Annotated in this window: 20 protein-coding genes; 12 read left to right on the forward strand and 8 right to left on the reverse strand. The window is 69.6% G+C overall.

Features of this window, described 5'->3' with window-relative positions:
- The first annotated feature begins 7 nt into the window (after window positions 1–7).
- Genes BC358_RS03470 through BC358_RS03480 form a run of 3 tightly spaced genes read left to right on the forward strand, consistent with a single transcriptional unit; the run spans window position 8 to window position 4,088 of the window.
- Window positions 8–742, forward strand: a complete 735-nt coding sequence (locus BC358_RS03470) for an amino acid ABC transporter ATP-binding protein (protein WP_066156343.1) — start codon at window positions 8–10, stop codon at window positions 740–742.
- Window positions 739–2,727, forward strand: coding sequence for an ATP-binding protein (locus tag BC358_RS03475; RefSeq protein ID WP_143434143.1), 1,989 nt, complete (start codon window positions 739–741; stop codon window positions 2,725–2,727). The genes BC358_RS03470 and BC358_RS03475 overlap by 4 nt, the downstream gene beginning before the upstream one ends.
- A complete protein-coding gene (locus tag BC358_RS03480; RefSeq protein ID WP_066156347.1) occupies window positions 2,724–4,088 on the forward strand; it encodes a sigma-54 dependent transcriptional regulator in 1,365 nt (454 codons plus the stop codon). The genes BC358_RS03475 and BC358_RS03480 overlap by 4 nt, the downstream gene beginning before the upstream one ends.
- 25 nt (window positions 4,089–4,113) lie before the next feature.
- On the opposite strand, the gene BC358_RS03485 is transcribed toward BC358_RS03480, so the two are convergent.
- From BC358_RS03485 to BC358_RS03510, 6 genes are read right to left on the reverse strand one after another with little or no spacing between them, the layout of a single operon-like run.
- Window positions 4,114–5,265 carry a Gfo/Idh/MocA family protein gene (locus BC358_RS03485; RefSeq protein WP_079364668.1) on the reverse strand — a complete coding sequence of 384 codons (1,152 nt, stop codon included), beginning with the start codon at window positions 5,263–5,265 and terminating at the stop codon, window positions 4,114–4,116.
- Entirely contained in the window at window positions 5,262–6,320 is a 1,059-nt protein-coding gene (locus BC358_RS03490; protein WP_079364669.1) for a sugar phosphate isomerase/epimerase, read from the reverse strand. Before BC358_RS03490 ends, BC358_RS03485 begins: the two co-directional genes overlap by 4 nt.
- Window positions 6,321–6,346: 26 nt before the next feature.
- Window positions 6,347–7,309, reverse strand: a complete 963-nt coding sequence (locus tag BC358_RS03495; protein ID WP_079364670.1) for a substrate-binding domain-containing protein — start codon at window positions 7,307–7,309, stop codon at window positions 6,347–6,349.
- Between the two features lie 52 nt (window positions 7,310–7,361).
- Window positions 7,362–8,372, reverse strand: coding sequence for an ABC transporter permease (locus BC358_RS03500; RefSeq protein WP_143434144.1), 1,011 nt, complete (start codon window positions 8,370–8,372; stop codon window positions 7,362–7,364).
- Entirely contained in the window at window positions 8,353–9,861 is a 1,509-nt protein-coding gene (locus BC358_RS03505; RefSeq protein ID WP_066156356.1) for a sugar ABC transporter ATP-binding protein, read from the reverse strand. The genes BC358_RS03500 and BC358_RS03505 overlap by 20 nt, the downstream gene beginning before the upstream one ends.
- Complete coding sequence (locus tag BC358_RS03510) at window positions 9,861–11,057, reverse strand: ROK family protein (protein WP_174545247.1); 1,197 nt, start codon at window positions 11,055–11,057, stop codon at window positions 9,861–9,863. Before BC358_RS03510 ends, BC358_RS03505 begins: the two co-directional genes overlap by 1 nt.
- A 290-nt stretch (window positions 11,058–11,347) precedes the next feature.
- Here BC358_RS03510 and BC358_RS03515 point away from each other — a divergent pair, with 290 nt between their 5' ends.
- The gene (locus tag BC358_RS03515; RefSeq protein ID WP_066156358.1) at window positions 11,348–12,535 is read left to right on the forward strand and encodes a serine hydrolase; all 1,188 of its coding nucleotides are present in this window, start codon (window positions 11,348–11,350) and stop codon (window positions 12,533–12,535) included.
- A gap of 34 nt (window positions 12,536–12,569) precedes the next feature.
- Complete coding sequence (locus tag BC358_RS03520; protein WP_079364671.1) at window positions 12,570–13,589, forward strand: helix-turn-helix transcriptional regulator; 1,020 nt, start codon at window positions 12,570–12,572, stop codon at window positions 13,587–13,589.
- A 38-nt stretch (window positions 13,590–13,627) separates the two neighbouring features.
- Here the strand turns inward: BC358_RS03520 and xdhB are convergent, their stop codons facing one another.
- Window positions 13,628–15,937 carry a xanthine dehydrogenase molybdopterin binding subunit gene (gene xdhB, locus BC358_RS03525; RefSeq protein WP_079364672.1) on the reverse strand — a complete coding sequence of 770 codons (2,310 nt, stop codon included), beginning with the start codon at window positions 15,935–15,937 and terminating at the stop codon, window positions 13,628–13,630.
- Window positions 15,934–17,436, reverse strand: coding sequence for a xanthine dehydrogenase small subunit (gene xdhA, locus BC358_RS03530; protein ID WP_143434145.1), 1,503 nt, complete (start codon window positions 17,434–17,436; stop codon window positions 15,934–15,936). Before xdhA ends, xdhB begins: the two co-directional genes overlap by 4 nt.
- Window positions 17,437–17,531: 95 nt before the next feature.
- Here xdhA and BC358_RS03535 point away from each other — a divergent pair, with 95 nt between their 5' ends.
- From BC358_RS03535 to BC358_RS03565, 7 genes are all read left to right on the forward strand, one after another.
- Window positions 17,532–18,485, forward strand: coding sequence for a LysR family transcriptional regulator (locus BC358_RS03535; RefSeq protein ID WP_079364674.1), 954 nt, complete (start codon window positions 17,532–17,534; stop codon window positions 18,483–18,485).
- Window positions 18,482–20,062 (forward strand): ABC transporter ATP-binding protein, encoded by a 1,581-nt coding sequence (locus BC358_RS03540; RefSeq protein ID WP_079364773.1) that lies wholly within the window; start codon window positions 18,482–18,484, stop codon window positions 20,060–20,062. The genes BC358_RS03535 and BC358_RS03540 overlap by 4 nt, the downstream gene beginning before the upstream one ends.
- Window positions 20,049–21,104, forward strand: a complete 1,056-nt coding sequence (locus tag BC358_RS03545; protein WP_079364675.1) for an ABC transporter permease — start codon at window positions 20,049–20,051, stop codon at window positions 21,102–21,104. Before BC358_RS03540 ends, BC358_RS03545 begins: the two co-directional genes overlap by 14 nt.
- Window positions 21,105–21,116: 12 nt before the next feature.
- Window positions 21,117–22,037: an ABC transporter permease gene (locus BC358_RS03550; protein ID WP_066156381.1), complete on the forward strand. Its 921-nt coding sequence runs from the start codon at window positions 21,117–21,119 to the stop codon at window positions 22,035–22,037.
- A 66-nt stretch (window positions 22,038–22,103) separates the two neighbouring features.
- On the forward strand, window positions 22,104–23,258 hold the full coding sequence (locus tag BC358_RS03555) for a BMP family ABC transporter substrate-binding protein (protein WP_066156384.1): 1,155 nt from the start codon (window positions 22,104–22,106) through the stop codon (window positions 23,256–23,258).
- Between the two features lie 69 nt (window positions 23,259–23,327).
- Entirely contained in the window at window positions 23,328–24,395 is a 1,068-nt protein-coding gene (locus BC358_RS03560; RefSeq protein ID WP_079364676.1) for an aromatic ring-hydroxylating dioxygenase subunit alpha, read from the forward strand.
- A gap of 14 nt (window positions 24,396–24,409) precedes the next feature.
- Window positions 24,410–25,417 carry an adenosine deaminase gene (locus BC358_RS03565; protein WP_079364677.1) on the forward strand — a complete coding sequence of 336 codons (1,008 nt, stop codon included), beginning with the start codon at window positions 24,410–24,412 and terminating at the stop codon, window positions 25,415–25,417.
- Window positions 25,418–25,449 lie beyond the last annotated feature (32 nt).

Genomic DNA, 25,449 nt, shown 5'->3' on the forward strand with positions numbered 1-25,449 from the left:
AAGAACCATGATCGACATCAAGAACGTTTCCAAGTGGTACGGCAGCTTCCAGGTGCTGACCGACTGCACCACCTCCATCCAGAAGGGGGAGGTGGTGGTGGTCTGCGGTCCCTCGGGCTCGGGCAAGTCCACGCTGATCAAGACCGTCAACGCGCTGGAGCCCTTCCAGAAGGGCGACATCGTGGTCGACGGCATCAGCCTGGCCGACCCCAGGACCAACCTGCCCAAGCTGCGCAGCCGCGTGGGCATGGTGTTCCAGCACTTCGAGCTGTTTCCGCACCTGTCGGTGACCGAAAACCTGACGATCGCGCAGATCAAGGTGCTGGGTCGCAACGCCGACGAGGCCAAGACGCGCGGGCTGAAGATGCTCGACCGCGTGGGCCTGATGGCGCACAAGGACAAGTTCCCGGGCCAGCTCTCGGGCGGCCAGCAGCAGCGCGTGGCGATCGCGCGCGCGCTGTCGATGGACCCCATCGTCATGCTGTTCGACGAGCCGACCTCGGCGCTCGACCCCGAGATGGTGGGTGAGGTGCTGGACGTGATGGTGCAGCTGGCCAACGAGGGCATGACCATGATGTGCGTGACGCACGAAATGGGCTTTGCCAAGAAGGTCAGCCACCGCGTGATCTTCATGGACGCGGGCAAAATCGTCGAAGACTGCCGCCGCGACGAGTTCTTCGGCAACCCCGATGCCCGTTCACCCCGCGCCAAGGACTTCCTCTCCAAGATCCTCCAGCATTGAACCCCGCCCAGGCCGCGCCATCCCCGCCCGCCAACGCGCCCGCTGGCGCAGGCGCGGCTGTGCGTCCGGCCTCCGAACGGGTGGGCTGGCTGGCGCGGCGGCTGCTGCTCTTGCTGGTCGGCGTGGCCCTGGTGTCGCTCACCGGCGCCGGCGTCTACCAGCACAGTTACGCCCAGGGTGAGCACAGCCTCAAGGCCGCCACCAACAGCAGGCTGGACCTGTTCGCCACGGTTGTCGAGGCGCGGGTGCGGCGCCTGGAGCCGGTGCCCGCCACCATCCAGCTCAACCCGGCGGTGCTGGCGGTGCTGCGCGCCCCCGATCCGGCCCGCGAGCGCGCCGCCAACGACTACCTGGCCCGGCTGAATGCCCACCTGGGCAGTGTGGCGGTCTACGTGCTCGATGTGCGCGGCGTCGTGCTGGCGTCGAGCAACGTGTCCGAGCGCGACGACAGCCTGCTGGGCGAGGACGTGTCCTACCGTCCCTACTACCTGGAGGCGCTGGCCGGCCGTTCGACGCGCCACTTCGCCATCGGCAGCGGGGGCCAGGCGGGCTACTTCGCCTCGCACCCGATCTACGACGGCCCGCGCGTGCTGGGCGTGGCCGCCATCAAGATCGGCCTGGACGCGCTGGAGCAGACCTGGCCCATGCTCGCGGCGCCCGCCCTGGTGGCCGACGCCAACCAGGTGGTGATCCTGTCGTCGCAGCCGGCCTGGCGCTACACCTCGATGGCGCCGCTGCCGGCCGAGCGGCGGGTCGACCTGCAGCTGACCCAGACCTACGGCTCGCTGCGGCTGCCGCAGTTCCCCATCGACGTGCGGCTCTCCGTCGACGAGGACACGCAGGAGGTGCAGGGCTTCGTCTCGGGCGACGAGGCGCGCCACCGCGAAGCGCTGGGGGCCGGCAGCAACCGGGCCGGGCATCTGGTGCTGGGCCGCTCGCTCGACGGCATGGACTGGCGCGTGCTGATCTTCACCAGCCTCTCGGAGGTGCGCGACCAGGCCCTGGCCGACGGCGTGGGCGGCGCGATGACCGCGGCCTTCCTGATCCTGCTGGTGCTGTACTGGAGCCAGCGCCGCCGCATCGAACGGCAGAAGCTCGCGGCCAAGCGGCTGCTGGAGCAGGTCAACGCAGACCTGGAGCGCCAGGTCGGCCTGCGCACCCAGGAGCTGACCGACACCAACGAGCAGCTGCGCCGCGAAGTGGCCGAGCGCCAGCAGACCGAACAGACCCTGCGGTCGGCGCAGGACGAGCTGGTGCACGCCGGCAAGATGGCGGTGCTGGGCCAGCTGGCCGCCAGCATCACGCACGAGCTGACCCAGCCGCTGGGCGGCATCCGCACGCTGGCGGGCAACGCGGCCGAGTTCATGCGCCGCGGCAACCACGCCGCCGCGCAGGAGAACCTGTCCATCGTGGCGCGGCTGGTGGAGCAGATGGCGCGCATCATCGACCCGCTCAAGAGCTTCTCGCGCAAGTCCAGCGCCTCGCCCGGGGCCACCGACGTGGGCCGGGTGGTCGAGCAGGCGCTGTTCCTGTACCAGCTGCGCGTGCGCCACGACCAGGTGCGGGTGGACAACCGCTGCGCACCGGGCCAGTGGACCGCCTGGTGCGACGCCAACCGGCTGGAGCAGGTGCTGGTGAACCTGGTCGGCAACGCGCTGGACGCCATGCGCGACGCCGAACCGCGCGTGCTCACCCTGAGCGCCGAGAGCTGCGAGGTGGCCGGTGTGCCGATGGTGGCGCTGACGGTGCGCGACAGTGGCAAGGGCCTGAGCGAGACCGACCAGCGGCGCCTCTTCGAACCCTTCTACACCACCAAACCCAGCGGCGCGGGCCTGGGCCTGGGCCTGGCGATCTGCCGCGACCTTGCCGCAGAATTCGGGGGCGACCTGCAGGCCCACAACCATGCCGATGGCGGCGCCTGCTTCGTGCTCACGGTTCCCGTGGGTCCCGCCCCCGACACCGCGAAAGACACCCCATCCCGATGAACCGCAACCTCACCGTGTTCCTGGTCGAGGACGACACGGACCTGCAGCTGGGCTGCGTGCAGGCCCTGCAGCTGGCCGACATCGCCGTGCGCGCCTTCGACTCGGTCGAGGCCGTGCTGCCGCATCTGAGCCCCGGCATGGCCGGCGTCGTCGTGACCGACATGCGCCTGCCCGGCGCCGACGGCCTCTCGCTGATCGCCGAGGCGCACGACCTCGACCCCGACCTGCCGGTCATCATGATCACCGGCCACGGCGACGTGAACCTGGCGGTGCAGGCCATGCGCAGCGGCGCCTACGACTTCATCCCCAAACCGTTTTCGCCCGAGCAGCTGGTCGAGGTGGTGCAGCGCGCGCTGGACAAGCGCCGCCTGACGCTGGAGGTGGCGAACCTGCGCCGCGCGCTCACGCTCAGCGAGGGCCTGGAAGGCAAGCTGGTGGGCCACGCGCCCGCCATCGCCCGCGTGCGCCAGCTGATCACCGAGATCGCCGATTCGCCGGTGGACGTGCTGATCCGTGGCGAGACCGGCACCGGCAAGGAGGTGGTGGCGCGTGCCCTGCACGACCACTCGCGCCGACGCGATGCGCCCTACGTCGCGCTCAACTGCGGCGGCCTGCCCGACAGCCTGCTCGACAGCGAACTGTTCGGCCACGAGCCGGGCGCCTTCACCGGCGCGCAGAAGCGCCGCATCGGCCGCATCGAACACGCCAACGGCGGCACCCTGTTCCTCGACGAACTCGAAAGCATGCCCCTGGGCGTGCAGGTCAAGCTGCTGCGCGTGCTGCAGGAGCGCTGCATCGAGCGCCTGGGATCGAACCAGAGCATCCCGGTGGACGTGCGCGTGGTCGCCGCCACCAAGGACGACCTCCTGGCGCGCGCGCAGCAGGGCAGCTTCCGCGCCGACCTGGTCTACCGCCTGAACGTGGTGAACATCGAGCTGCCGGCGCTGCGCGAGCGGCGCGAGGACATCCCCATGCTGCTGGAGCACTTCATGCTGCTGGCGGCCAGCCGCTACGGCCGGCCCGAACCGCGCCTGCCCGCGGCGCAGCTGCGCCAGCTGATGGCGCGCGACTGGCCGGGCAATGTGCGCGAACTGCGCAACGTGGCCGACGCGCTGGTGCTGGGCGTGGGGCCGCAGTGGGTCTCGCCGCACGCGGCGCCGTCGGGCGAGCCGGGGGCCGACGGCGAGCCCGGCCTGGCCGAGACGGTCGACCAGTTCGAACGCAGCCTGATCGCCGATGCGCTGGAGCGCCACAGCGGCAACGTGGGCCAGACCGCCAAGGCCCTGCGGCTGCCCAAGACCACGCTGGTGGACAAGATCCGCAAGCACGGACTGGGCAAGGGCGGCCCCGGCGCGGGCTGAACCGGCGCGGGCGCTGGGCGCCCGGTCACTCCATCCGGACCCAGCCCGCGTTCTGCTGGTGGCTGCGCAGCACCGCCTCGATGAAGGCCATGCCCTCCAGCCCGTCCGCCATCCCCGGGAAGTCCGCGCTGCCGTTGCCGCGCCAGGCCTGCGCGAAGTCGCGGTACAGCCCGGCGAAGGCCTCGAGATAGCCCTCGGGGTGCCCGGCGGGCAGGCGCTGGTCTCCTGGCTGGGTCTGCGTCTGTGGTGGCAGGCCCCGGCGCAGCAGCCGGGCGGGTTCACCGCGGGGCGCCAGCCAGAGCTGCTCGGGCTGTTCCTGGTCGAAATGCAGCGACGCGCGGGTGCCGTACACACGCAGGCGCAGCGCGTTGCTGGCGCCGCTGGCCACCTGGCTGGCCCACAGCATGCCCCGCGCGCCGCCGTCGAAACGCAGCATGGCCTGCACGTGGTCGTCCAGCACGCGGCCCGGAACGAATCGGCTGAGTTCGGCCGACAGCTCCTGCACGCGCAGGCCGCTGACGTAGCGCGCCAGGTGGTAGGCGTGGGTGCCGATGTCGCCCAGCGCACCGGCGGGTCCGGCCCGCAGCGGGTCGGCGCGCCACTCGGCCTGCTTGTTGCCCTGCTGCTCGGCCGGCTCGCCCAGCCAGTCCTGGGCGTATTCAACCTGCACGATGCGCAGCTCGCCGAGCTGGCCCGCGGCCACCAGGTCGCGCGCCTGCCGCACCATGGGGTAGCCGGCGTAGGTGTGCGTCAGCAGGAACAACAGGCCGCGCGTGCGCACGGTCTCGGCCAGCGTCCGGGCTTGCGCGAGCGAGGTGGCCAGGGGCTTGTCGCAGATGACGTGGATGCCCTGCTCGGCGAAGGCCAGCGCAACCGGGACGTGCAGGTGGTTGGGGGTGACGATGGCCACGGCGTCGATGCCGTCGGGGCGCTGCGCCTCGGCGCGCGCCATCTCGGCGTAGTCGGCGTAGCTGCGTTCGCGCGGGATGTGCAGCGCCGCCGCGCTGGCGTGCGCGCGCTCCGCGGTGGACGACAGGGCGCCGGCCACCAATTCGAACTGGTCGTCCAGCCGCGCGGCGATGCGGTGCGCAGCGCCGATGAAGCTGCCTTCGCCGCCCCCCACCATGCCCAGGCGGATGCGGCGCCGGGAGCGGTCGCCGGTGTCGTGGTCGTTCATGGTTGCAGGCCCAGCAAGGTCGCGAGCGTGCCGGGGTCTCCGGCGCTCGCGGCGAAATCGTCGAAGGCCCGGTCGGCCACGCGGATGATGTGGTCGCGGATGAAGGCCGCACCTTCGCGCGCGCCGTCTTCCGGGTGCTTGAGGCAGCACTCCCATTCCAGCACCGCCCAGCCCGCATAGTCGTGCTGCGCCATCTTCGAGAAGATGGCCTTGAAGTCGATCTGCCCGTCGCCCAGCGAGCGGAAGCGGCCGGCGCGGTCCGCCCAGTCGCTGAAGCCGCCGTACACGCCCTGCCGGCCGTTCGGCCGGAACTCGGCGTCCTTCACGTGGAAGGCGCGGATGCGCTCGTGGTAGTGGTCGATGAAGGCCAGGTAGTCGAGCTGCTGCAGCACGAAGTGGCTGGGGTCGTAGAGGATGTTGGCGCGCGGGTGCTGGCCCACGGCGTCGAGGAAGCGCTCGAAGGTCACGCCGTCGTGCAGGTCCTCGCCGGGGTGCAGCTCGTAGCAGACGTCCACGCCCGCGTCGTCGAAGGCGTCGAGCACCGGGCGCCAGCGCCTGGCGAGCTCGGCGAACGCCGCCTCGACCAGGCCGGGCGGGCGCTGCGGCCAGGGGTAGAGGTAGGGCCAGGCCAGCGCGCCTGAAAACGAGGCATGGGCCTTCAGGCCGAGCCGCTTCGAGGCCTTCGCGGCAAGCAGCAGCTGCTCGTGCGCCCACGCCGTGCGGGCGGCCGGGTTGCCGCGCACCTGCGGCGCGGCGAAGGCGTCGAACTGCAGGTCGTAGGCCGGGTGCACGCAGAGCAGCTGGCCCTGCAGGTGGGTCGAGAGCTCGGTCACCTGCAGGCCGTGCGCGGCGAGCAGGCCCGTTACCTCGTCGCAATACGCGTCGCTCTCCGCGGCGCGTTCCAGATCGAAGATGGCCGCATCGCTGGTCGGGATCTGCAGCCCCTGGTAGCCCAGCGATGCGGCCCATCCGGCCAGGCCCTCCAGCGTGTTGAAGGGCGCGGCCGGGCCGATGAACTGGGCCAGGAAGATCCCGGGTCCCTGGATGGTTTTCATGTGGGGTCCTCCTGGCGGGCGCGGCCTCAGAACGGGCTGTCGGGGAAGTAGAAGTCCTTGGCGTTCTGCTTGGTGATCAACACCGAAGGAACGATGGTCGTGGCCGGCAGCTTCTCGCCCTTCTGGCGCGCCAGCGCGGTCATCTTGATGGCGTCGTAGAGGAACTTGGGCGAGTACGACACGTTGGCCTGGATCAGCGGGTTGCTGCCGTCCATCAGCGTCTTGACCATGGCTTTGGCGCCGGCGCCGCCGAACACGATCTTGATGTCCTTGCGCTTGGCCTGCTCGATGGCGCGCAGCACGCCGAAGGCCATGTCGTCGTCGGCCGCCCACACGGCGTCGATCGCCTTGAAGCGGGTGAGGAAGTCCTGCATCACCTTGAAGGCGTCGTCACGGTTCCAGTTGCCGTGCTTGGCGTCCAGGATCTTGATGCCCGGGTGGTTCTTCATCACCCCGGTGAACGCGTCCATGCGCTCGTTGTCGATGGTGGTCGGAATGCCGCGCAGCGCGACGATGTTGCCCTTGCCGTTGAGGGCCTTGGCCAGGTACTCGGCCGGCACCTTGCCGAAGGCGGTGTTGTCGCCGGACACATAGGCGTCCTGTGCGCTGGTGTCGGTCAGGCCGCGGTCGACCACGGTGACGTACACCCCCTTGGACTTCACCTGCTGCACCGGGCGCGTGAGCGCGGCCGATTCGAAGGGCAGGACCACCAGGGAATCGATCTTGGTCGCGGTGACCAGGTCCTGCAGCTGGTTGGCCTGCTCGGGCGCGCCGCTGGCGGTCTTGATCGTGACCTTGATGTTCGGGTCCTTTTCAAGCTCCTTCTTGGCCTCGTTGGCCCAGTACACCAGGCCGGCGGCGAAGCTGTGGGTGGCGGCCGGGATGGCCACGCCCAGGTTCACCTTGTTCTGGGCCTGTGCCAGCAGCGGGCTGGCCAGGCCGACGGCGGCCAAGGCGGCCAGTGCGTGCAGGCGGATGCGGTTCTTCATGCTTGTCTCCTTGAGGGTGGTGCTGACAGAAAAGCGAAGGCTTGGCGTGCCTTCACGGACGCCGCCGCTGCATGAATGCGACGGCGATGATCACGAAACCCTGCACCGCCGCGTTGAGGTACACGCTGATGATGCTGGTGAGGTTGAGGATGTTGCTGATGACCGAGAGCAGGATGGCGCCGACCACGGTGCCGCCGATGCTGCCGGCGCCGCCGCGCAGCGCGGTGCCGCCCACGATGACGGCGGCGATGGCTTCGAGCTCCCACAGCAGGCCGGTGGTGGGCGAGGCCGAACCCAGGCGCGGCACGTAGAGCAGGGTGGCGATGCCCACGCACACGCCCAGCAGGGTGTAGGTCAGCACCTTGGTGCGGTCCACATCCACCGCCGCGTAGCGCGCCACCTGTTCGTTGGAACCGATGGCCTGCACGTAGCGGCCGTAGGCCGTGCGGTTGAGCAGCAGCGCGCCGCCGATGGCCACCAGCGCGAACACCCACACCGGGATCGGCACGCCCAGCAGGCTGCCGTAGTAGACCGGGCCGTAGGTGTCGGCGAGTGTGTCGTCCAGCGCCAGCGCGCCGCCTTCTGCGAAGTAGGTGAGGTAGGCGCGGAAGATGCCCAGCGTGCCCAGCGTGACGATGAAGGGCTCGATGCGACCGCGCGTGATGAGCAGGCCGTGCGCCAGGCCGAACAGCGCGCCCAGCAGCACCGCGGTGGCCATGCCCAGCATCACCACCGCCACCGGCGACCAGCCCAGCGGTGCGATCTTGTTCATGAGCAGGATGGTCACGCCCGCGATCAGCGCGGCCATGGAGCCCACGGAGAGGTCGATGCCGCCCGAGATGATCACGAAGCACATGCCCACCGCGATGATGCCGATGAAGGCGGTGCGGGTGAGCACGTTCATGGCGTTGTCCAGCGTGGCGAACTCGCCGTTGAGCAGGGTGCCCGCGATGCACAGCAGCGCCAGGCCCAGCAGCGGGCCGAACGCGGGCAGGCGCAGCGCGCGGCCGGACCCGGTGGCGGACGGGGTCGTCCAGGGGGCGTCAGTGTGTTCCGGTGGCATGGGCGATCAGCTCCTGTTCGTTCAGTTGGGCGGCCATCAGCGTGGCCTGCAGGCGGCCCGCGCGCATCACCGCGACGCGGTGGCACAGGCCGATGAGTTCCATGAGTTCGGACGAGATCACCACCACGGCCCGGCCCTCGTCGGCGAGACGGCGGATGAGCGCGTAGATCTCGCGCTTGGCGCCGATGTCCACGCCGCGTGTGGGTTCGTCGAGCACCACCACGCGCGGCCCGGGGTGCAGCACCTTGGCCAGCGCGAGCTTCTGCTGGTTGCCGCCCGAGAGCGAGCCCGCGGTCACGTCGGGCGAACCGCAGCGGATGCCGAACTCGCGCACCGCCTGTTCCAGCGCCTGGCGCTCGCTGGCCGGGTCCAGCCAGGGCTTCGCGTGGTGTTCGAGCGCCATCAGCGTGAGGTTCTGGCGCAGCCCGAAGTGCACATGCAGCCCGCGCCCCTTGCGGTCTTCGCTGAGGTAGGTCAGGCCGGCCTCGGCCGCGGCGCGCGGCGAGCGCGGCAGCACCGTACTGCCAGCCACGGACACCGCGCGCGCGTGGCGCTCGCGCAGGCCCAGCAGGCCCTCGAACAGCTCGGTGCGGCCCGCGCCCACCAGACCGGCGAAGCCGAACACCTCGCCCGCCCGCACCTCGAAGCTCACGTCCTGCGCCCAGCCGGGCACGCTCAGGTCCTGCACCGACAGCAGCACCGGCGCGTCGGCCGGCACGGCCCGGCGGGGCGGGTAGAGGTCCTCCAGCTCGCGGCCCACCATCAGGCTGGCCATCTGTGCCCGCGTGAGCGAGGCCGTGGGCTGGCGGGCCACCAGGCGGCCGTCGCGCATCACCACGACCTCCTCGGTGATGCGTTCCACCTCGTCGAGCTTGTGCGAGATGAAGACGATGGTCACACCGTCGGCCTGGAGCCGCGCCACCAGCTCGAACAGCCGACCGGTCTCGCCGGGCGTCAGCGTGGCGGTGGGCTCGTCCATGATGAGCACGCGCGCCTTGCGCGAGAGCGCCTTGGCGATTTCGACCAGCTGCCGCTCGGCCACGATGAGGTCGCGCACGCGCGTGTCCGGGTCCACCTGGCCCAGGCCCACGTCGTCGAGCAGGCCGCGCGCGATGCCCCGCATCGCCGCGTCGTCGACGAACCAGCCGCGGCGCATCTCGTGGCCGAGGAACATGTTCTGCGCCACCGTGAGGTCTTCGGCGAGGTTGAACTCCTGGTGGATCAGCACGATGCCTTCGGCCTCGGCCGCGCGAGGTCCGTCGAACACCACGGCGCGGCCGTTGACCACGATCCCGCCTTCGCTGGGCGCCTCGTAGCCCGCGAGGATCTTCATGAGCGTGGACTTGCCCGCGCCGTTCTCGCCCAGCAGGCCGACGATGCGGCCGGGCTCGAACGCCAGGTCCACGCCGTGCAGCACCTGCACCGGTCCGAAGCGCTTGACGATGCCGCGCAGCTCGACGCGCACACCGGCGGTGTCGGGTGTGGTCATCAGGCCACCTCCATCCGGCGCAGGCTTTCCTGCATGGCGAGCACGCCCGCGCCGATCAGGCCGGCGCGTTCGCCCAGCGGCGTGTACTGGATCTCGAGGTGGCGCGTGGAGAGCGCCAGCGAGCGGTGGTAGACGCTCTGGCGCACGGCGGCCAGGAACAGCGGCCCCACGCGCGTGATGCCGCCGCCGATGAACACGTGCGACGGATTGAAGAAGTTCACCACCGAGGCGAGCATCTGCCCCACATAGGCGCCCGAGCGCTGGATCACCTGGTTGGCGGCCAGGTCGCCGCCGCGGCTGGCCTCGGCCACGTCCTGCAGGCGCAGGCCGCCGCGCTCGGCGATCAGGCGCGCGAGCAGTGGGCTCTGGCCGGCCTCGGCGGCCTCGGCCGCCATGCGCGCGATGGCCGGGCCGGCGGCCATGGCCTCGACGCAGCCCAGGTTGCCGCAGTGGCAGCGCGGGCCATCGGGCACCACGCAGATGTGCCCCACGTCGCCGGCCGAGCCGTTGGCGCCGCGGTAGACCTGGCCGTGGCAGACCACGCCGCAGCCGATGCCGGTGCCCACCTTCACCACCAGGAAGTTCTGCAGCCCGCGCTGCATGCGCCAGAGCTCGCCCAGCGCCATCACGTTGACGTCGTTGTCGACGAACACGGGGGCGGTGAAGTCGCTGGCCAGGTCGTCCCGGATGGAATAGGTGTCCCACTGCGGCATCAGCGGCGGGTTCACGAGCTGGCCGCTGTCGAAATCCACCGGGCCGGGCAGGCCGATGCCGATGGCGATGACCTGGCGCGCCTGCAGGCCGCACTGCGTGAGCAGCTCGCGCATCAGCGCACGGATGCGCGAGAGGATGGGCACCGGGCCGTCGCGCACGTCGGCCGGCTCGCTGTGGTGGGCCATCACGGTCAGGTCGGGGCTGAGCACGCCTACCTCCAGTCCCGTCGCGCCCACCGCCACACCGATCAGCACGCCCAGGCTGCGGCTCAGGCGCAGGGTCTCGGCGCGCCGTCCGCCGGTGCCCACCTGTTCGCCGGTGTGTTCCAGCAGGCCCTGTTCGAGCAGTTCGGCCACTGCGGCGTTGGCGCGGGTCTTGGAGAACGAGGACGCCGTCGCGAGCGCGTCGCGCGAGATCCCGCTGGACCAGAACACATGGTCCAGCACGGTGCGTTCGCCGCTTTTCAGTTCTTTCCAGATCACTGGCTTGTCTCCTTCGACGCACCACCATCGCCGGGTGGCACTTGGGGAAGGATGCTAGGTGGTCGAATTCGACCCGACAAGATCAAAGTTAGACCCAAAACGGGTCAATCAAAACGGATCAATCAGGTCGTAGGCAGATCACCGGCATCAATTCACCAGATCCGGACAGCCCCCTGCCGGACCCGGACAGGCTTTCACCCACCCGCTTCCTAGACTGGGTCGCACCTGCCATCCGGTGAGCCGCGGCCCGGTGCGGGTGCTCCGAACAGCCGCGCGATGGAGACAGACACATGACGACGACCAGGATGAACACCGCGCTGGACGCGGTGCTGCAGCAGAACGTGGGCCGCCACGGCGGCTCCCCGGGGGTGGTGGCCATGGCCACCGGCCGCGAGCGCAACTTCTACGAAGGCGCGGCGGGCGTGCGCGAGCTGGGCAAGGACGGGGCCATGACCACCGACACGGTGCTGGCCCTCTTTTCCACCACCAAGGCGCTGGCCGGCGTGTGCCTGATGCAGCTGGTGGAGGAGGGCCTGGTGCGCCTGGACGACCCGGCGGGTCACTACGTGCCGGAGATCGACGAACTGCAGGTGCTGGACGGTTTCGACGCCGACGGCCAGCCCCGGACGCGCGCGCCCCGGCGGCGCATCACCCTCAACGACCTGATGCTGCACACCTCGGGCCTTGGCTACGAGTTCTTCAGCCACGACGACCTGCGGTTCCGCACGGCCCGGGGCATTCCCACCGTGGTGTCGAGCTCGCTGCCGTCGATCCGAACCGTGCTGTTGCACGACCCCGGCGCGGCATGGACCTACGGCGTGAACATGGACTGGGCGGGCCTGGTGATCGAGAACTTGCGCGGCCGGCGCCTGGGCGAGGTGATGCGCGAGCGCGTGTTCGAGCCGCTGGGCATGCAGGACATCGCCTTCACCATGAACGAATCGATGGCGCAGCGCCGCGCGACCATCCACGACCGTGCGGCGGACGGCCGGCTCACGCCGCTGCCCGATCTGGCCCTGCCCCAGCCGGCCGTGATGGACTGTGGCGGGCACGGTCTGTACGGGACGGTGGGCGAGTACATGAAGTTCATCCGCATGATGCTCAACGACGGGGCGGGGCCGCACGGCCGCGTGCTGCGGCCCGAGACGGTGGCCGCCATGTGCCAGGACGGTCTGGCCGCCATGGGCCTGTCGGCGGGCGGATGGACCAGCTCCATTCCCTCGCTCAGCAACACGGGCGAGTTCTTCCCCGGCACCGACAAGGGTTGGGGCCACACCTTCATGCTCAACCGGGAAGCCACGCCCAGCGGGCGCCCTGCCGGGTCGCCGATGTGGGCGGGACTGGCCAACTGCTACTACTGGATCGACCGGAAGAACGGCATCGGCGGTTACTGGGGCACGCAGATCCTGCCGTTCCAGGACACGGCCTCCTACCCCGGGTTTGTGGAGTTCGAGACCGCGGTCTACCATCACCGCTGATCCGGGGCGAAGCCGCGGCAAAGGAGACACCCCCATGGACGCCATCCGCGATGTGCTGGTCCACGACGCCCACGGGCGCCCGAGCACGCGCCACCGTCTGGTGGCCTCCAGCGAGTGGGACGACATCCGCCAGTGGTCGGACCAGGTCTACATGCCCTACACCGTCACACCGCTGGGCAAGGCCCGGCGCCCGGACTCGGTGCTTGATGCGACCCGGATCGGCCACTTCACACTCAGCCGCTTCAAGTACGGCATCCCGGTGAACATCAAGGACTTCTCGCCCGAGGCCGGCACCGGCATGGTGCTGACCACGCTGCGAGGCGCGGCGCGCCACTGGAGCGCGCCGCGCGCGTTCAGCGACACGGGGGTGGGCGATGCCTTCGTGGTCGACAACTCGCGCACCCCCTACTGGGTGGACTTCGACCCCGGGCACCTGCAGGTGAACCTGACCTTCGAACACGACGCCCTGGACCGCCTGCACGAGCGCTGGTTTGGCGGCCCGGCCGACGACCGACTGTGGCGGCGCAGCTTCCGCCTGGGCGGGGCGGGCTCGCCGTGGATCGGGCTGCTGAACTACGTCTGCCAGTGCGTCACCCACATGCCCGAGGCGGTGCAGGACGGTCCCCTGGGACGGCATCTGGAGGAGATGGTCGGTGTGCACCTGCTCACGCAGTGGCGCGCGCACCTGGACCGGCCGGTCGTGCAGAACGAGTACCGGCTGGCGCCGCGGCATGTGCTGGCCGCGGAGCGGCACATCCGAGAACACGCGCGGCATGCGCCCACGCTGGGTGAACTGGCGGCGGTGGCCGGCGTCAGCGTGCGGTCGCTGAGCCAGGCGTTCCGCGAATACCGGGGCTGCACGCCCATGGAGGCGCTGCGCGAACAGCGCCTGCAGGGCGTGCGGGCCGAGCTGCTGCTGGCCCAGCCCGGTGCCACCGTGCGGTCGGTCGCCGCAGGCTGGGGATTTGCCCACTTCGGCCACTTCGCAAGGCTGTTCCGTCAGCGCTTCGGCGAACTGCCGGCCACCTCGCTGCGGCGGCACCGCATGCAGTGACCGGGCGTCGGGCCGGGCGCCAGACCCGGCAGCGATGATCAGGCCAGGCTGTTCAGCACCTCTTCGGCCGTGGCCGGCGCGTTCATGGCCTCCGGCCGCCCGCCGGCCTGGGCCACCGCGTCTCGCAGCGCCTCGAACACGCTGATCGCCAGCATGAACGGCGGCTCGCCCACGGCCTTGCTGCCGTGCACGTTGTCCTCGCGGTTGGGTTCGGGCCAGAGGTCCACCTTGAAGTGCGCGGGGATGTCCCCGGTGGCCGGGATCTTGTAGGTGCTCGGCGCGTGGGTCTGCAGGTAGCCCTTGCCGTTCCAAACGAGTTGTTCGGTGGTCAGCCAGCCCATGCCCTGCACGAAACCGCCCTCGATCTGGCCGATGTCGATGGCCGGGTTGATGCTGCGCCCCACGTCGTGCAGGATGTCCACAGCCAGGACGCGGCTCTCGCCGGTCAGCGTGTCGATGGCCACCTCGGTCACCGCCGCGCCGTAGGCGAAGTAGTAGAAGGGCCGGCCCAGCATGGTGACCTTGTCGTAGTGGATCTTGGGCGTGCGGTAGAAGCCGTCGCTCCAGAGCTGGATGCGGTTGGCATACGCCGCGCCCACCACCGATTCCCAGCTGCGCGTGGTCTTCTCGGTGATGACCTGCCCGTTTTCGAAGCGCACCGCGCCCGCGCCCACGCCGTCCAGCCCGGCCACGAAGGCCGCGAGGTTCTGGCGCACCTGGCGCGCGGCGAACTGGGCCGCACGGCCGTTCAGGTCGGTGCCGCTGCTGGCGGCGGTGGCGCTGGCGTTGGGCACCTTGCTGGTGTCGCTGGCGGTGCTGAGCACGCGCTCGAAGGGCACGCCCAGCTCGTCGGCCACGATGGCCGCGACCTTGGTGTTCAGGCCCTGGCCCATCTCGGTGCCGCCGTGGTTCACCTGCACGCTGCCGTCGGTGTAGACGTGCACCAGCGCGCCGGCCTGGTTGAACAGGGTGGCGGTGAAGCTGATGCCGAACTTGACCGGCGTGAGCGAGATGCCGCGTTTGATGACCGGGCTGCCGGCGTTCCACTGCGCGATCTGCTCGGCGCGCTCGCGGTAGCCGCTGGTGCGCGCCAGCTGCGTCATGAGCGGTTCGAGGATGTTGTCTTCCACCGTCATCTGGTAGTGCGTGACGTTGCGCTCGGTAATGCCGTAGAGGTTGGCCAGCCGCACGTCCAGCGCATCAAGCCCCAAGTGGCGCGCGATGTCGCCCATGATGCGTTCGATGACGATCACGCCCTGCGGGCCGCCGAAGCCGCGGTAGGCGGTGTGGCTCTGCGTGTTCGTCTTGCAGCGGTAGGAGTGGATCGCGACGTCTTCGAGGAAGTAGGCGTTGTCGGCGTGGAAGACGGCGCGGTCGGCCACCGGGCCCGACAGGTCCGCGCTGAAGCCGCAGTTGGCCAGCATGTCCAGCTCCAGCCCGCAGAGGCGGCCGCGGTCGTCGAAGCCGACGCGGTAGCTGTAGGCGAACGGGTGGCGCTTGCCGGTGACCATGAAGTCGTCGTCGCGGTCCAGGCGCAGCTTGACCGGCCGGCGCAGCTTGTTCGCGGCGATGGCGGCCCACACCGCCAGATGCCCGGCCTGCGTCTCCTTGCCGCCGAAACCACCGCCCATGCGCCGGCATTCCACCGTGACCGCGTGGTTGGACAGGCCCAGCGCGTGCGAGACCCAGTGCTGCACCTCGCCCGGGTGCTGGGTGCTGCTCCAGACCCACCACTGCTGCTGCTCCAGCGGCAGCACGTAGGCGATCTGGCCTTCGAGGTAGAAGTGTTCCTGACCGCCGACCTCGAACGCGCCGGCCAGCGTGTGCGGCGCCTTCTGCAGCGCGGCCGCCGCATCGCCGCGTGTCACGTGCACCGGCGGCAGCACATAACTTTGCTTGGCATGCGCCTGCTGCGGCGTGAGCACCGGCTCCAGCGCTTCGATGTCCCACTTCACCAGACGGGCCGCGCGGCGCGCGGTCATCACGTCGTCGGCCACGATCAGGCCACCGACCTGGCCGAGGAACTGCACCGTGCCCTGGGCGAAGACGGGTTCGTCGTGAGCGAAGGCGGCGAGCATCTGGTCCCCCGGGATGTCGTCGGGACCGATGAAGGCATGCACGCCGGGCACGGCGAGGGCGGCGGACGGGTCCAGCCTCAAGAGCACCCCGTGAGCCACCGGCGAACACACCGGCGCGGCGTGCAGGGTGCCGCGCACCTCGGGGATGTCGTCGATGTAGGTGGCGGCGCCGGCCACCTGGGCGCGGGCGCTTTCGTGAAAGCGCGAGACGCCGGCTGCGGTGGTGGCGGGCGTGTTGTCCACCACGAGCTTGAGATCCGGTGCGTTCATGACAGGGCCTCCAGGGTCTTGAGGCTTTCGAGGTTGATGGCCTGCTGCCCCTGGCTTTCCAGCCAGAAGCGGCGCAGCAGGTTGCCCAGCACCGTCTGGCGGTAGGCGGCGCTGGCGCGCATGTCGCTGATGGGCTGGAACTCGGCGCGCAGGGCGGCGGTGGCGGCCATCACGGTGTCCTCGTTCCAGGCCTGGCCGAGCAGGGCGGCTTCGGTCTTACGCGCGCGGGCGGGCGTGGCTGCCACGCCGCCGGCGCCGATGGAGACCTGTTGCACCACCCCGGCTTTCACCGTCATCTGGATGGCCAGACACACCGCCGAGATGTCGTCGTCGAAGCGCTTGCTGATCTTGTAGACCTTTTCCAGAGCGTGTCCGGTCGGCCGGGGTACCTTGATCCAGCACAGCAGCTCATCCGGGCGCATCACGTTCGTCCGGTAGCCGGTGTAGAGGTCTTCCAGGCGCAGTTCGCGGTGGGCGATCTCGCCGCCGGCTTTCGTCTTCTTCCAGCGCATCAGCACCACGCTGGCACCGAGCGCGATCAGCAGCGGCATGGAGTCGCCGATGGGCGAGCCATTGGCCACGTTGCCGCCCAGGGTGCCCGAGTTGCGCACCGGCAGGCCGGCGAAGCGCTGGCTGAATGTCAGCAGGTGCGGGCGCTCCTTGACCAGCGCGGCAAAGGCGTCGGTCAGGGTGACGGCCGCGCCGATGGCGATGTGGTGCGGGTAGGTTTCCACACGCTGCAGCTCGCGCGCGGCGGTCACGTCCAGCACCTGCGGGAAGCGCTTGTGCATCTTGGTGACCCACAGCCCCACGTCGGTGGTGCCGGCCACCACCTGGGCCTGCGGGTGCGCGGCGCGGGCCTGCAGCAGGCCGGACAGCGTGGCTGGGCGCAGGTAGGGCGTGTCCGCCGCCGGCTTCTTTTTCTTCAGTTCACGCAGAGCGGCCACCGTGGCCGCCTCGTCCACCGTGCAGCCGGCGGGCAGGGGCAGGGCGCCCATCTGCTGCGCCGCGTCCAGGATGGGCCGGTAGCCGGTGCAGCGGCAGAGGTTGCCCGATAGGTTGGCCTGCGCCTGCTCACGGTCAATGCCCTTTCCACCCCGTGTGTTCTGGTACATGCCGAACAGGCTCATCACGAAGCCCGGCGTGCAGAAGCCGCACTGGCTGCCGTGGCAGCGCACCATCGCCTCCTGGGCGGGGTGCAGCTCGCCCGACGGCGATGCGATGTCCTCGGCCGTGTACACCGCCATGCCGTCCACCGAGTGCGCCAGACGGATGCAGCTGTTGATGGCCTTGTAGGTGAGTCGGCCGTCAACGGCCTCGCCCAGCACCACGGTGCAGGCGCCGCAGTCGCCCTCGCCACAGCCTTCTTTGGTGGCGCACAGGTGCAGGTCTTCGCGCAGCAGGTCCAGCAGGGTGCGGTCGGGCGCCACATCGTGGACCGTCACGGCTTCGCCGCAGCGCAGGAATCTCAGGGTTTGCCCGGGTTTTTTTGCATTCATGCGGCTCAGCATAGCGCCGGGGGCCGTGGCACAACATATGCTCAGGCGTATGGCGAGAATGCCGGAACCTCCATCCGCGCGCATGAGCTCCGGGTATGAAATACGTCTCCATGTTCGACAAGATTGACCTGCACCTGATCCGCGTGCTGCACACCGTCCTCACGGAACGCAGCGTGTCGCGGGCAGCCCTGCGGCTGGGCATGTACCAGCCGGCGGTCAGCGCCGCGCTCAAGCGCCTGCGCGAACTGGCGGGGGATCCTCTTCTGGTGCGTTCGGGCGCCAGCATGGTGCCCACGGTGGCCGGTCTGCGCATGATCGAACCGGCGGCCGAGATCCTGCGCAGCGCGGAAATGCTGTTCTCCGACGCCCGCGCCTTCGACCCGGCCACCGCGCGCCAGACCTTCAGCCTGGCCGCCAGCGACTACCTGGACCCGCTGTTCCTGCCCCAGCTGGTGACGCAGGTCAAGACCTCGGCGCCGAATTGCGGCATCGACATCCACCCGCTGTCGGCCGACGCCGATTACCGCGCCCACCTGGCCCAGGGCCACTACGACGTGGTGATCGGCAACTGGCCCAAACCCCCGCAGGAGCTGCACCTGGGCCGGCTGTTCGGCGACGAGGTGGTCTGCCTGGTGGCCAACCACCACCCGGCCGTGCGCCGCGGCTGGGACATCGAGGCCTGGCTGGCGGCCGAACACATCGCCCCCACGCCCACCCACCCCGGTGCCCGGGGCTTCATCGACGAACACCTGGCCAGCCAGGGCCTGGTGCGCAACGTCACCGCGCGCTGCCCGCACTTCGGCCTGATCCCGGCCATGGTGGCGGGCACCCTGCTGGTGCTGACCACCGGCCGCCAGTACGCCGAGCGCTACGTTGGCGCGCTGCCGGTCCAGGTGCTGCCGTGCCCGGTGGAGTTCCCGCGAATGATGTATTACCAGCTCTGGCACGAGCGCACCCACGCCTCCAGCGCGGGCCGCTGGCTGCGCGAGCAGATCAAGACCGTGGCGGCCTCGCTGCGGCGCGCCGACCCCGAGGCCGCCGCGGCCTGACCCCACCCACAAACGAGAAGGAGATCGCCTTGACGACCCCCCGACTGCAGCTGACCGGCATCACCAAGCGCTACCCCGGCGTGGTGGCCAACAGCAATGTGTCGCTTTCTGTCGCCCCCGGCGAGGTGCACGCCGTGCTGGGCGAAAACGGTGCCGGCAAATCCACGCTGATGAAGATCATCTACGGCTCGGTCAAGCCCGACGAGGGATCGGTGATGTTCAACGGCAAGCCGGTGCACATCCGCAACCCGCAGGAAGCGCGGGCGCTGGGCATCAGCATGGTGTTCCAGCACTTCAGCCTGTTCGACACCATCACCGTGGCCGAGAACGTCTGGCTCGGCCTGGACAAGTCGCTCACGCTCAACGAGGTGACGGCCAGCATCGACGCCACCGCGGCCGAATACGGGCTGGACATCGACCCCAAGCGCCCCGTGCACACGCTGTCAGTGGGCGAGATGCAGCGGGTGGAGATCATCCGTGCGCTGCTGACCAGCCCGCAGCTGCTCATCCTGGACGAGCCGACCTCGGTGCTGACGCCGCAAGCAGTGGAAAAACTCTTCGTGGTGCTCAGGAAGCTGGCGTCCGAAGGCTGCTCCATCCTCTATATCAGCCACAAGCTGCACGAGATCCGCGAGCTCTGCACCGCCTGCACCGTGCTGCGCGGCGGCCAGGTCACCGGAGTGTGCAACCCGCAGAACGAAAGCAACGCCTCGCTCTCGCGCCTGATGATCGGCGCCGAGCCGCCGGCGCTGGAAGCCCGTGCGCTCAACGCCGGTGCCGATGTGCTGCAGGTGCGCGACCTGACGCTGGCCAGCGACGACCCGTTCGGCACCCACCTGCACCAGATCGCGCTGACGGTGCGGGCCGGCGAAGTGGTGGGCATCGCGGGCGTGTCGGGCAACGGCCAGGGCGAGCTGCTTTACGCGCTCTCGGGCGAAGACCGCCGTGCGCCGGCCGGCAGCATCCGCGTGCTGGGGCAGGACGCCTCGCGCCTGCCGCCGGGCCGTCGGCGGGCGCTGGGTCTGCACTTCGTGCCCGAAGAGCGCCTGGGCCGTGGCGCGGTGCCCACGCTGTCGCTGGCGCAGAACCTGCTGCTCTCGCGGCGTGACGCCGTGGGCGCAGGCGGCTGGCTCAAGCTGGGCGCGCTCAAGGCGCAGGCCGAGGACATCATCGCCCGCTACAAGGTCAAGGCCAACGGGCCGGGCGCGGCGGCCAAGTCGCTCTCGGGCGGCAACCTGCAGAAGTTCATCGTCGGCCGCGAGATCGAGGCCAAACCCAAGCTCCTCATCGTCAGCCAGCCCACCTGGGGCGTGGACGTGGGCGCTTCGGCGCAGATCCGCGGCGAGATCCTCCGGCTGCGCGACGCCGGTTGCGCGGTGCTGGTGGTCAGCGAGGAACTGGACGAGCTGTTCGAGATCAGCGACCGCCTGCACGTGATCGCCAAGGGGCGGCTCTCGCCCAGCATCGACCGCGCCGACGCGACGGTCGAGCGCATCGGCGAATGGATGTCGGGCCTGTGGGACGACGCCGCACACCACCACAACAAGAACGAGGAGTCTGCCCATGCTGCGGCTTGAAGTCCGTCCCCAGCCCTCGGCGCGCTGGGGCTATGCCTCGCCGCTGCTGGCGCTGGCCATCACCGTGGCCATCGGCGTGATCCTGTTCGCCGCCCTGGGCAAGGACCCGGTGCGCGGCCTGCAGGTGTTCTTCTGGGAGCCGGTCAAGAGCACCTACGCGCTGTCCGAACTGATGGTCAAGGCCACGCCGCTGCTGATCATCGCGCTCGGGCTGGCCGTGTGTTTCCGCTCCAACGTCTGGAACATCGGCGCCGAGGGCCAGTACCTGATCGGCGCCATCTTCGCGGCTGGCGTGGCGCTGACCGCCGACAAGACCACCGGCGGCTGGATCGTGCCGGCCATCATCGTGGCGGGCATCGTCGGCGGCATGTTGTGGGCCGGCATCACGGCGCTGCTGCGCGACCGCTTCAACGCGAACGAGATCCTGGTCAGCCTGATGCTGGTCTATGTGGCCATACAAGTGCTCAACTACCTGGTCTATGGCCCCTGGAAAGACCCCATGGGCTACAACTTCCCGCAGACCAAGACCTTCGAGTCGGTCACGCAGATCCCCAAGCTCATGCAGGGCTCGCGGGTGAACGTGGGCCTGCTGCTGGCGCTCGCCGGAGTGGCGGCGGTCTGGGTGTTCCTGTTCCGCACCTACTCGGGCTTTGCCCAGCAGGTGGGCGGTCTGGCGCCGGCGGCGGCGCGCTACGCGGGCTTCTCCTCGCGCAAGGCACTGTGGATCGCGCTGCTCACCTCCGGTGGCATGGCCGGGCTGGCGGGGGCGCTGGAGGTGGCCGGTCCCATCGGACAGCTCACGCCCTATGTGCCGGCGGGATACGGTTTCGCGGCCATCATCGTGGCCTTCGTCGGCCGCCTGCACCCGGTGGGCATCGTGTTCTCGGCCATCCTGATGAGCATGTTCTACATCGGCGGGGAGCTCGCGCAATCGCGCCTGGGCCTGCCCAAGTCCATCACCGGCGTGTTCCAGGGCCTGCTGCTGTTCGCGCTGCTGGCCTGCGACACGTTGATTGCCTACCGCGTCGTGTGGAAGAAATAAGGAGTCGCTGACATGGAATCCACCGCACTCCTCATCGCCGCCTCGCTCAATGCCGGCACCGTGCTGGCCATCGCCTCGCTGGGCCTGCTGATCAACGAGAAGGCCGGCATCGTCAACCTGGGGGCCGAAGGCATGATGCTCTGCGCCGCCCTGGCCGGCTTTGCCACCGTGGTGCACACCGGCAGCACGGTGGCCGGCTTCGCCGCCGGCATGGCGGCGGGCGCGTTGCTGGCGGCCATCTTCGGCGGGCTGGTGATCTGGCTCAACACCAACCAGTACGCCACCGGGCTCGCGCTGTCGCTGTTCGGGGCCGGCTTCTCGGCCTTCGCCGGCACGTCCTACGTGCAGGAAAAGCTGCCCGAGCAATCGACCTTCGCGATCCCCCTGCTGGCCGACATCCCCTTCATCGGCAGCGCGCTGTTCCGGCACCACCCCATGGTCTACGTCTGCGTGGGCCTGGTCTTCGGGCTGATCTGGTTCCTGTTCCGCACGCGCGCCGGTCTGGTGCTGCGCAGCGTGGGCGAGAGCCCCGAATCGGCGCACGCGCTGGGTTACCCGGTGCGCCGCATCCGCCTGCTGGCCGTGATGGCCGGCGGCGCGCTGTGCGGTCTGGCCGGCGCCTACGTGTCGACCGTCTACACCCCGCTGTGGGTGGAGGGCATGATCGCCGGCAAGGGCTGGATCGCGCTGGCCCTGACCACCTTTGCCACCTGGCGCCCGGCACGCGTGTTGCTTGGGGCCTACCTGTTCGGTGGCGTGACCATGCTGCAGTTCCACCTGCAGGGCATGGGCGTCAATGTGCCGAGCCAGTTCCTGACCATGATGCCCTACCTCGCCACCATCGTTGTGCTGGTCCTGATCTCGCGCAACCCGACCTGGATCCGCGTCAACATGCCGGCCTCGATCGGCAAGCCGTTCTACCCGGGCTCCTGAGCTGGTGCCGGTTCATAATCATTCACTGTTCGTTTCATTTCACTCCCAACCCACCAAGAGGTTTCCATGACCGACCTGAACAAGCGTTCCCTGATCAAGCTGGCGGCCCTGACGGCTGTGGCCAGCGCGGCCCTGATCGGCTGCGGCAAGAAGGAAGAGGCGGCCGCGCCGGCGGCTGCGCCCGCACCGGCCCCGGCCGCCGCGGAGGCACCCAAGGCCGAGCCGCTGAAGGTCGCCTTCGCCTACGTCGGTCCCGTCGGTGACGGCGGCTGGACCTTCGCCCACGACAACGGCCGCAAGGCCCTCGAAGCCGAGTTCGGCGACAAGATCGTGACCAGCTTCGTCGAGAACGTGCCCGAGAGCGCCGACGCCGAGCGCGTGATCCGCGACCTGGCCAGCCAGGGCAACAAGCTGATCTTCGGCACCACTTTCGGCTACATGGAGCCCATGCTCAAGGTCGCACCCGACTTCAAGGACGTGAAGTTCGAGCACGCCACCGGCTACAAGACGGCCGAGAACCTGCGCACCTACGACAGCCGCACCTACGAAGGCGCCTACATGGCGGGTGTGATCGCCGGTTCCATGACCAAGTCCAATACCCTGGGCGTCGTGGCCTCGATCCCAATTCCCGAGGTGATCCGCAACATCAACAGCTTCACCCTGGGCGCGCAGTCGGTGAACCCCAAGGTCAAGACCAAGGTGGTCTGGGTGAACGGCTGGTTCGATCCGCCGAAGGAAACCGAAGCAGCCACCTCGCTGATCAACGGTGGCGCCGACGTGCTGATGCAGAACACCGACTCCTCGGCCGTGCTGCAGACCGCCGAGAAGATGGGCAAGCGCGCCTTCGGCTGGGACTCCGACATGACCGCCTACGGTCCCAAGGCCCACCTGGGTTCGGCTGTCATCAACTGGGGGCCGTACTACATCAAGTCCGTCAAGGACGCGCTGGAAGGCACCTGGGCCACCGGTGGCGTGTGGTGGGGCCACAAGGAAGGCGCGATCGACATGGTCTCCATCGCCGAAGACGTGCCGGCCGAAACCAAGGCCAAGATCGACACCATCAAGGCCGGCCTGAAGGACGGTTCCTTCTCCATCTGGAAGGGCCCGATCGTGGGTCAGGACGGCAAGGAAGTGCTGGCCAAGGACGCTGTGGCCGATGACAAGTTCCTCGGCGGCATCAAGTTCTACGTCAAGGGCGTCGAGGGGAAGCTCCCGAACTGAGTTCGGAACTTTGCTGACAGCCCGAACAAAGGCCGCCTTCGGGCGGCCTTTTCTGTTTCAAGGAACCACATGATCGAAAGACAACTCTGGCACCCGGTCATCGCCGGTATCCATCTGCGCGATGCACCGCAGTCGGTCTCGCTGCTGGGGCAGGACGTCGTCCTGTGGCGCGAGCACGGCCACGAGGGACAGCACGGCGTGGTGCACGCCTGGGCCGACCGCTGCCCGCACCGGGGTGCGAAGCTGTCGCTGGGGCGGGTGCTCACCCACCTGCACGGCGCGCGGCTGGAGTGCCCCTACCACGGCTGGCAGTTCGCGGGCGATGGCGCCGCGGCGCAAGGCCACCACGGTGCGCCGGTGTCCGTGGGGCGCTGCGTGCACGTGCCGGCAGCCCCCGCCTTCGAGCCCCCCGCCGCGCACTGCGCCCAGGCGTTCGAGGCGCAGGAGCGCCATGGCCTGGTGTGGGTGCGGCTGGAGCGGCCCGACCTCTCGCAGCTGCCCGCCTCGCTGGCGCAGCCGCCCGCGTTCGAGCCCTGGGACGATCCCCTGTGGCGGCAGGTGGTCTGCGGACCCTACGCGGTGGAGACCAGCGCGCCGCGGCTGGTGGAGAACTTCCTGGACCTGAGCCACTTCGGCTTCGTGCACGAAGGCTGGCTGGGTGCGCGCAGCCACGCGCAGGTGGACACTGGCCGGGTGGACGAGGACGCCGACGGTGTGCATGCGCGCGAATGCAAGGCCTGGCAGCCCAGGGGCTACGCAGGCGCGGAAGAGGGCGGCTGGGTGGCCTACCGCTACGAGGTGCCACACCCCTTCGCGGCCATCCTGCGCAAGGACGCGGCCGAGGGCGACCCGGTCAGCAATGCCATCGCACTGTTCATCCGCCCCGACGGACCGGAAGCCTGCACCGCCTGGTTCGCCATGGCCACGCTGGGCGACCTGAGCGACGACGAAGAGCTGCGCGCCTTCCAGGACGCGGTGTTCGCGCAGGACAAGCCCATCGTCGAATCGCAGCAGCCCCGGCGCCTGCCCATCGGCAAGGACGGCGCCATCCCCGAAGTGCATGGCCCCGCCGACCGCATGTCCAGCGCCTACCGCCGTTACCTGGCCCGCACCGGCGTCTCGCTGGGTGTGTGCTGAACCGAAAGGACCCCATGAACGCCATCGAACTCGCCCGTGCCATCCCCAAGGCCGAACTGCACATCCACATCGAAGGTTCGCTCGAACCCGAACTGATCTTTGCCCTCGCGCAGCGCAACGGCGTGCCGCTGGCCTACCCCAGCGTGGAGGCGCTGCGCGCGGCCTACGCCTTCACCGACCTGCAGAGCTTCCTGGACATCTACTACGCGGGTGCCAGCGTGCTGCTGAAGCCGCAGGACTTCCACGACATGGCCTGGGCCTACTTCCTGCGCGCCAAGGCCGACAACGTCATCCATACCGAGCTGTTCTTCGACCCGCAGACCCACACCGCGCGCGGCGTGCCCATGGCGACGGTGATCGAGGGGCTGTCCGGCGCGTGCAAGCGGGCTGAGTTCGAGCTGGGCATCAGCTCGGCGCTGATCCTGTGCTTCCTGCGCCACCTCAGCGAGGAAGACGCGTTCGCCACGCTGGAGGCGGCGCTGCCGTACCGCGGGCACTTCATCGGCGTCGGGCTGGATTCGAGCGAAGTCGGGCACCCGCCCGAGAAATTCGAGCGAGTGTTCGCGCGCTGCCGCGAGCTGGGTCTGAAGCTCGTGGCCCACGCGGGCGAGGAGGGACCACCCGAGTACATGTGGCAGGCCATCGACCTGCTGAAAGTACAGCGCATCGACCACGGCGTGGCCGCGCTGCAGGACCCGCTGCTGATGGCCGAGCTGGCCCACACCCGGATGCCGCTGACCGTGTGCCCGCTCTCCAACCTCAAGCTCTGCGTGGTGGACGACCTGCGCGACCACCCGCTGAAGAAGATGCTGGACGCTGGCCTGTGCGCGACGGTCAATTCGGACGATCCAGCCTATTTCGGCGGCTACATGAACGCCAACTTCGAACAGACGGTGCAGGCCCTGGACCTCAGCCGCGAGGACGTGGTCCAGCTGGCGCGAAACAGCGTGGAGGCCAGCTTTGTCTCCGAGCAGCGCCGGCGCGAGATGTTCGACCGCATCGCCGCGTGCGCCGTGGGCTGAGGCCGCCTTAAGCGTTTCCAAAGTGTCGCAAC

This window comes from Hydrogenophaga sp. H7, assembly GCF_002025745.1.
GTDB lineage: Bacteria > Pseudomonadota > Gammaproteobacteria > Burkholderiales > Burkholderiaceae_C > Hydrogenophaga > Hydrogenophaga pseudoflava.

What these genes read in the sequence shown, in the direction of transcription:
- BC358_RS03470 (WP_066156343.1), top strand. Translation starts at nt 8, where the DNA reads ATGATCGACATCAAGAACGTTTCCAAGTGGTACGGCAGCTTCCAGGTG.
- BC358_RS03480 (WP_066156347.1), top strand. Translation starts at nt 2,724, where the DNA reads ATGAACCGCAACCTCACCGTGTTCCTGGTCGAGGACGACACGGACCTG.
- BC358_RS03485 (WP_079364668.1), bottom strand. Translation starts at nt 5,265, where the DNA reads ATGAACGACCACGACACCGGCGACCGCTCCCGGCGCCGCATCCGCCTG.
- BC358_RS03490 (WP_079364669.1), bottom strand. Translation starts at nt 6,320, where the DNA reads ATGAAAACCATCCAGGGACCCGGGATCTTCCTGGCCCAGTTCATCGGC.
- BC358_RS03495 (WP_079364670.1), bottom strand. Translation starts at nt 7,309, where the DNA reads ATGAAGAACCGCATCCGCCTGCACGCACTGGCCGCCTTGGCCGCCGTC.
- BC358_RS03500 (WP_143434144.1), bottom strand. Translation starts at nt 8,372, where the DNA reads ATGCCACCGGAACACACTGACGCCCCCTGGACGACCCCGTCCGCCACC.
- BC358_RS03505 (WP_066156356.1), bottom strand. Translation starts at nt 9,861, where the DNA reads ATGACCACACCCGACACCGCCGGTGTGCGCGTCGAGCTGCGCGGCATC.
- BC358_RS03515 (WP_066156358.1), top strand. Translation starts at nt 11,348, where the DNA reads ATGACGACGACCAGGATGAACACCGCGCTGGACGCGGTGCTGCAGCAG.
- BC358_RS03520 (WP_079364671.1), top strand. Translation starts at nt 12,570, where the DNA reads ATGGACGCCATCCGCGATGTGCTGGTCCACGACGCCCACGGGCGCCCG.
- xdhB (WP_079364672.1), bottom strand. Translation starts at nt 15,937, where the DNA reads ATGAACGCACCGGATCTCAAGCTCGTGGTGGACAACACGCCCGCCACC.
- xdhA (WP_143434145.1), bottom strand. Translation starts at nt 17,436, where the DNA reads ATGAATGCAAAAAAACCCGGGCAAACCCTGAGATTCCTGCGCTGCGGC.
- BC358_RS03535 (WP_079364674.1), top strand. Translation starts at nt 17,532, where the DNA reads ATGAAATACGTCTCCATGTTCGACAAGATTGACCTGCACCTGATCCGC.
- BC358_RS03545 (WP_079364675.1), top strand. Translation starts at nt 20,049, where the DNA reads ATGCTGCGGCTTGAAGTCCGTCCCCAGCCCTCGGCGCGCTGGGGCTAT.
- BC358_RS03550 (WP_066156381.1), top strand. Translation starts at nt 21,117, where the DNA reads ATGGAATCCACCGCACTCCTCATCGCCGCCTCGCTCAATGCCGGCACC.
- BC358_RS03555 (WP_066156384.1), top strand. Translation starts at nt 22,104, where the DNA reads ATGACCGACCTGAACAAGCGTTCCCTGATCAAGCTGGCGGCCCTGACG.
- BC358_RS03560 (WP_079364676.1), top strand. Translation starts at nt 23,328, where the DNA reads ATGATCGAAAGACAACTCTGGCACCCGGTCATCGCCGGTATCCATCTG.
- BC358_RS03565 (WP_079364677.1), top strand. Translation starts at nt 24,410, where the DNA reads ATGAACGCCATCGAACTCGCCCGTGCCATCCCCAAGGCCGAACTGCAC.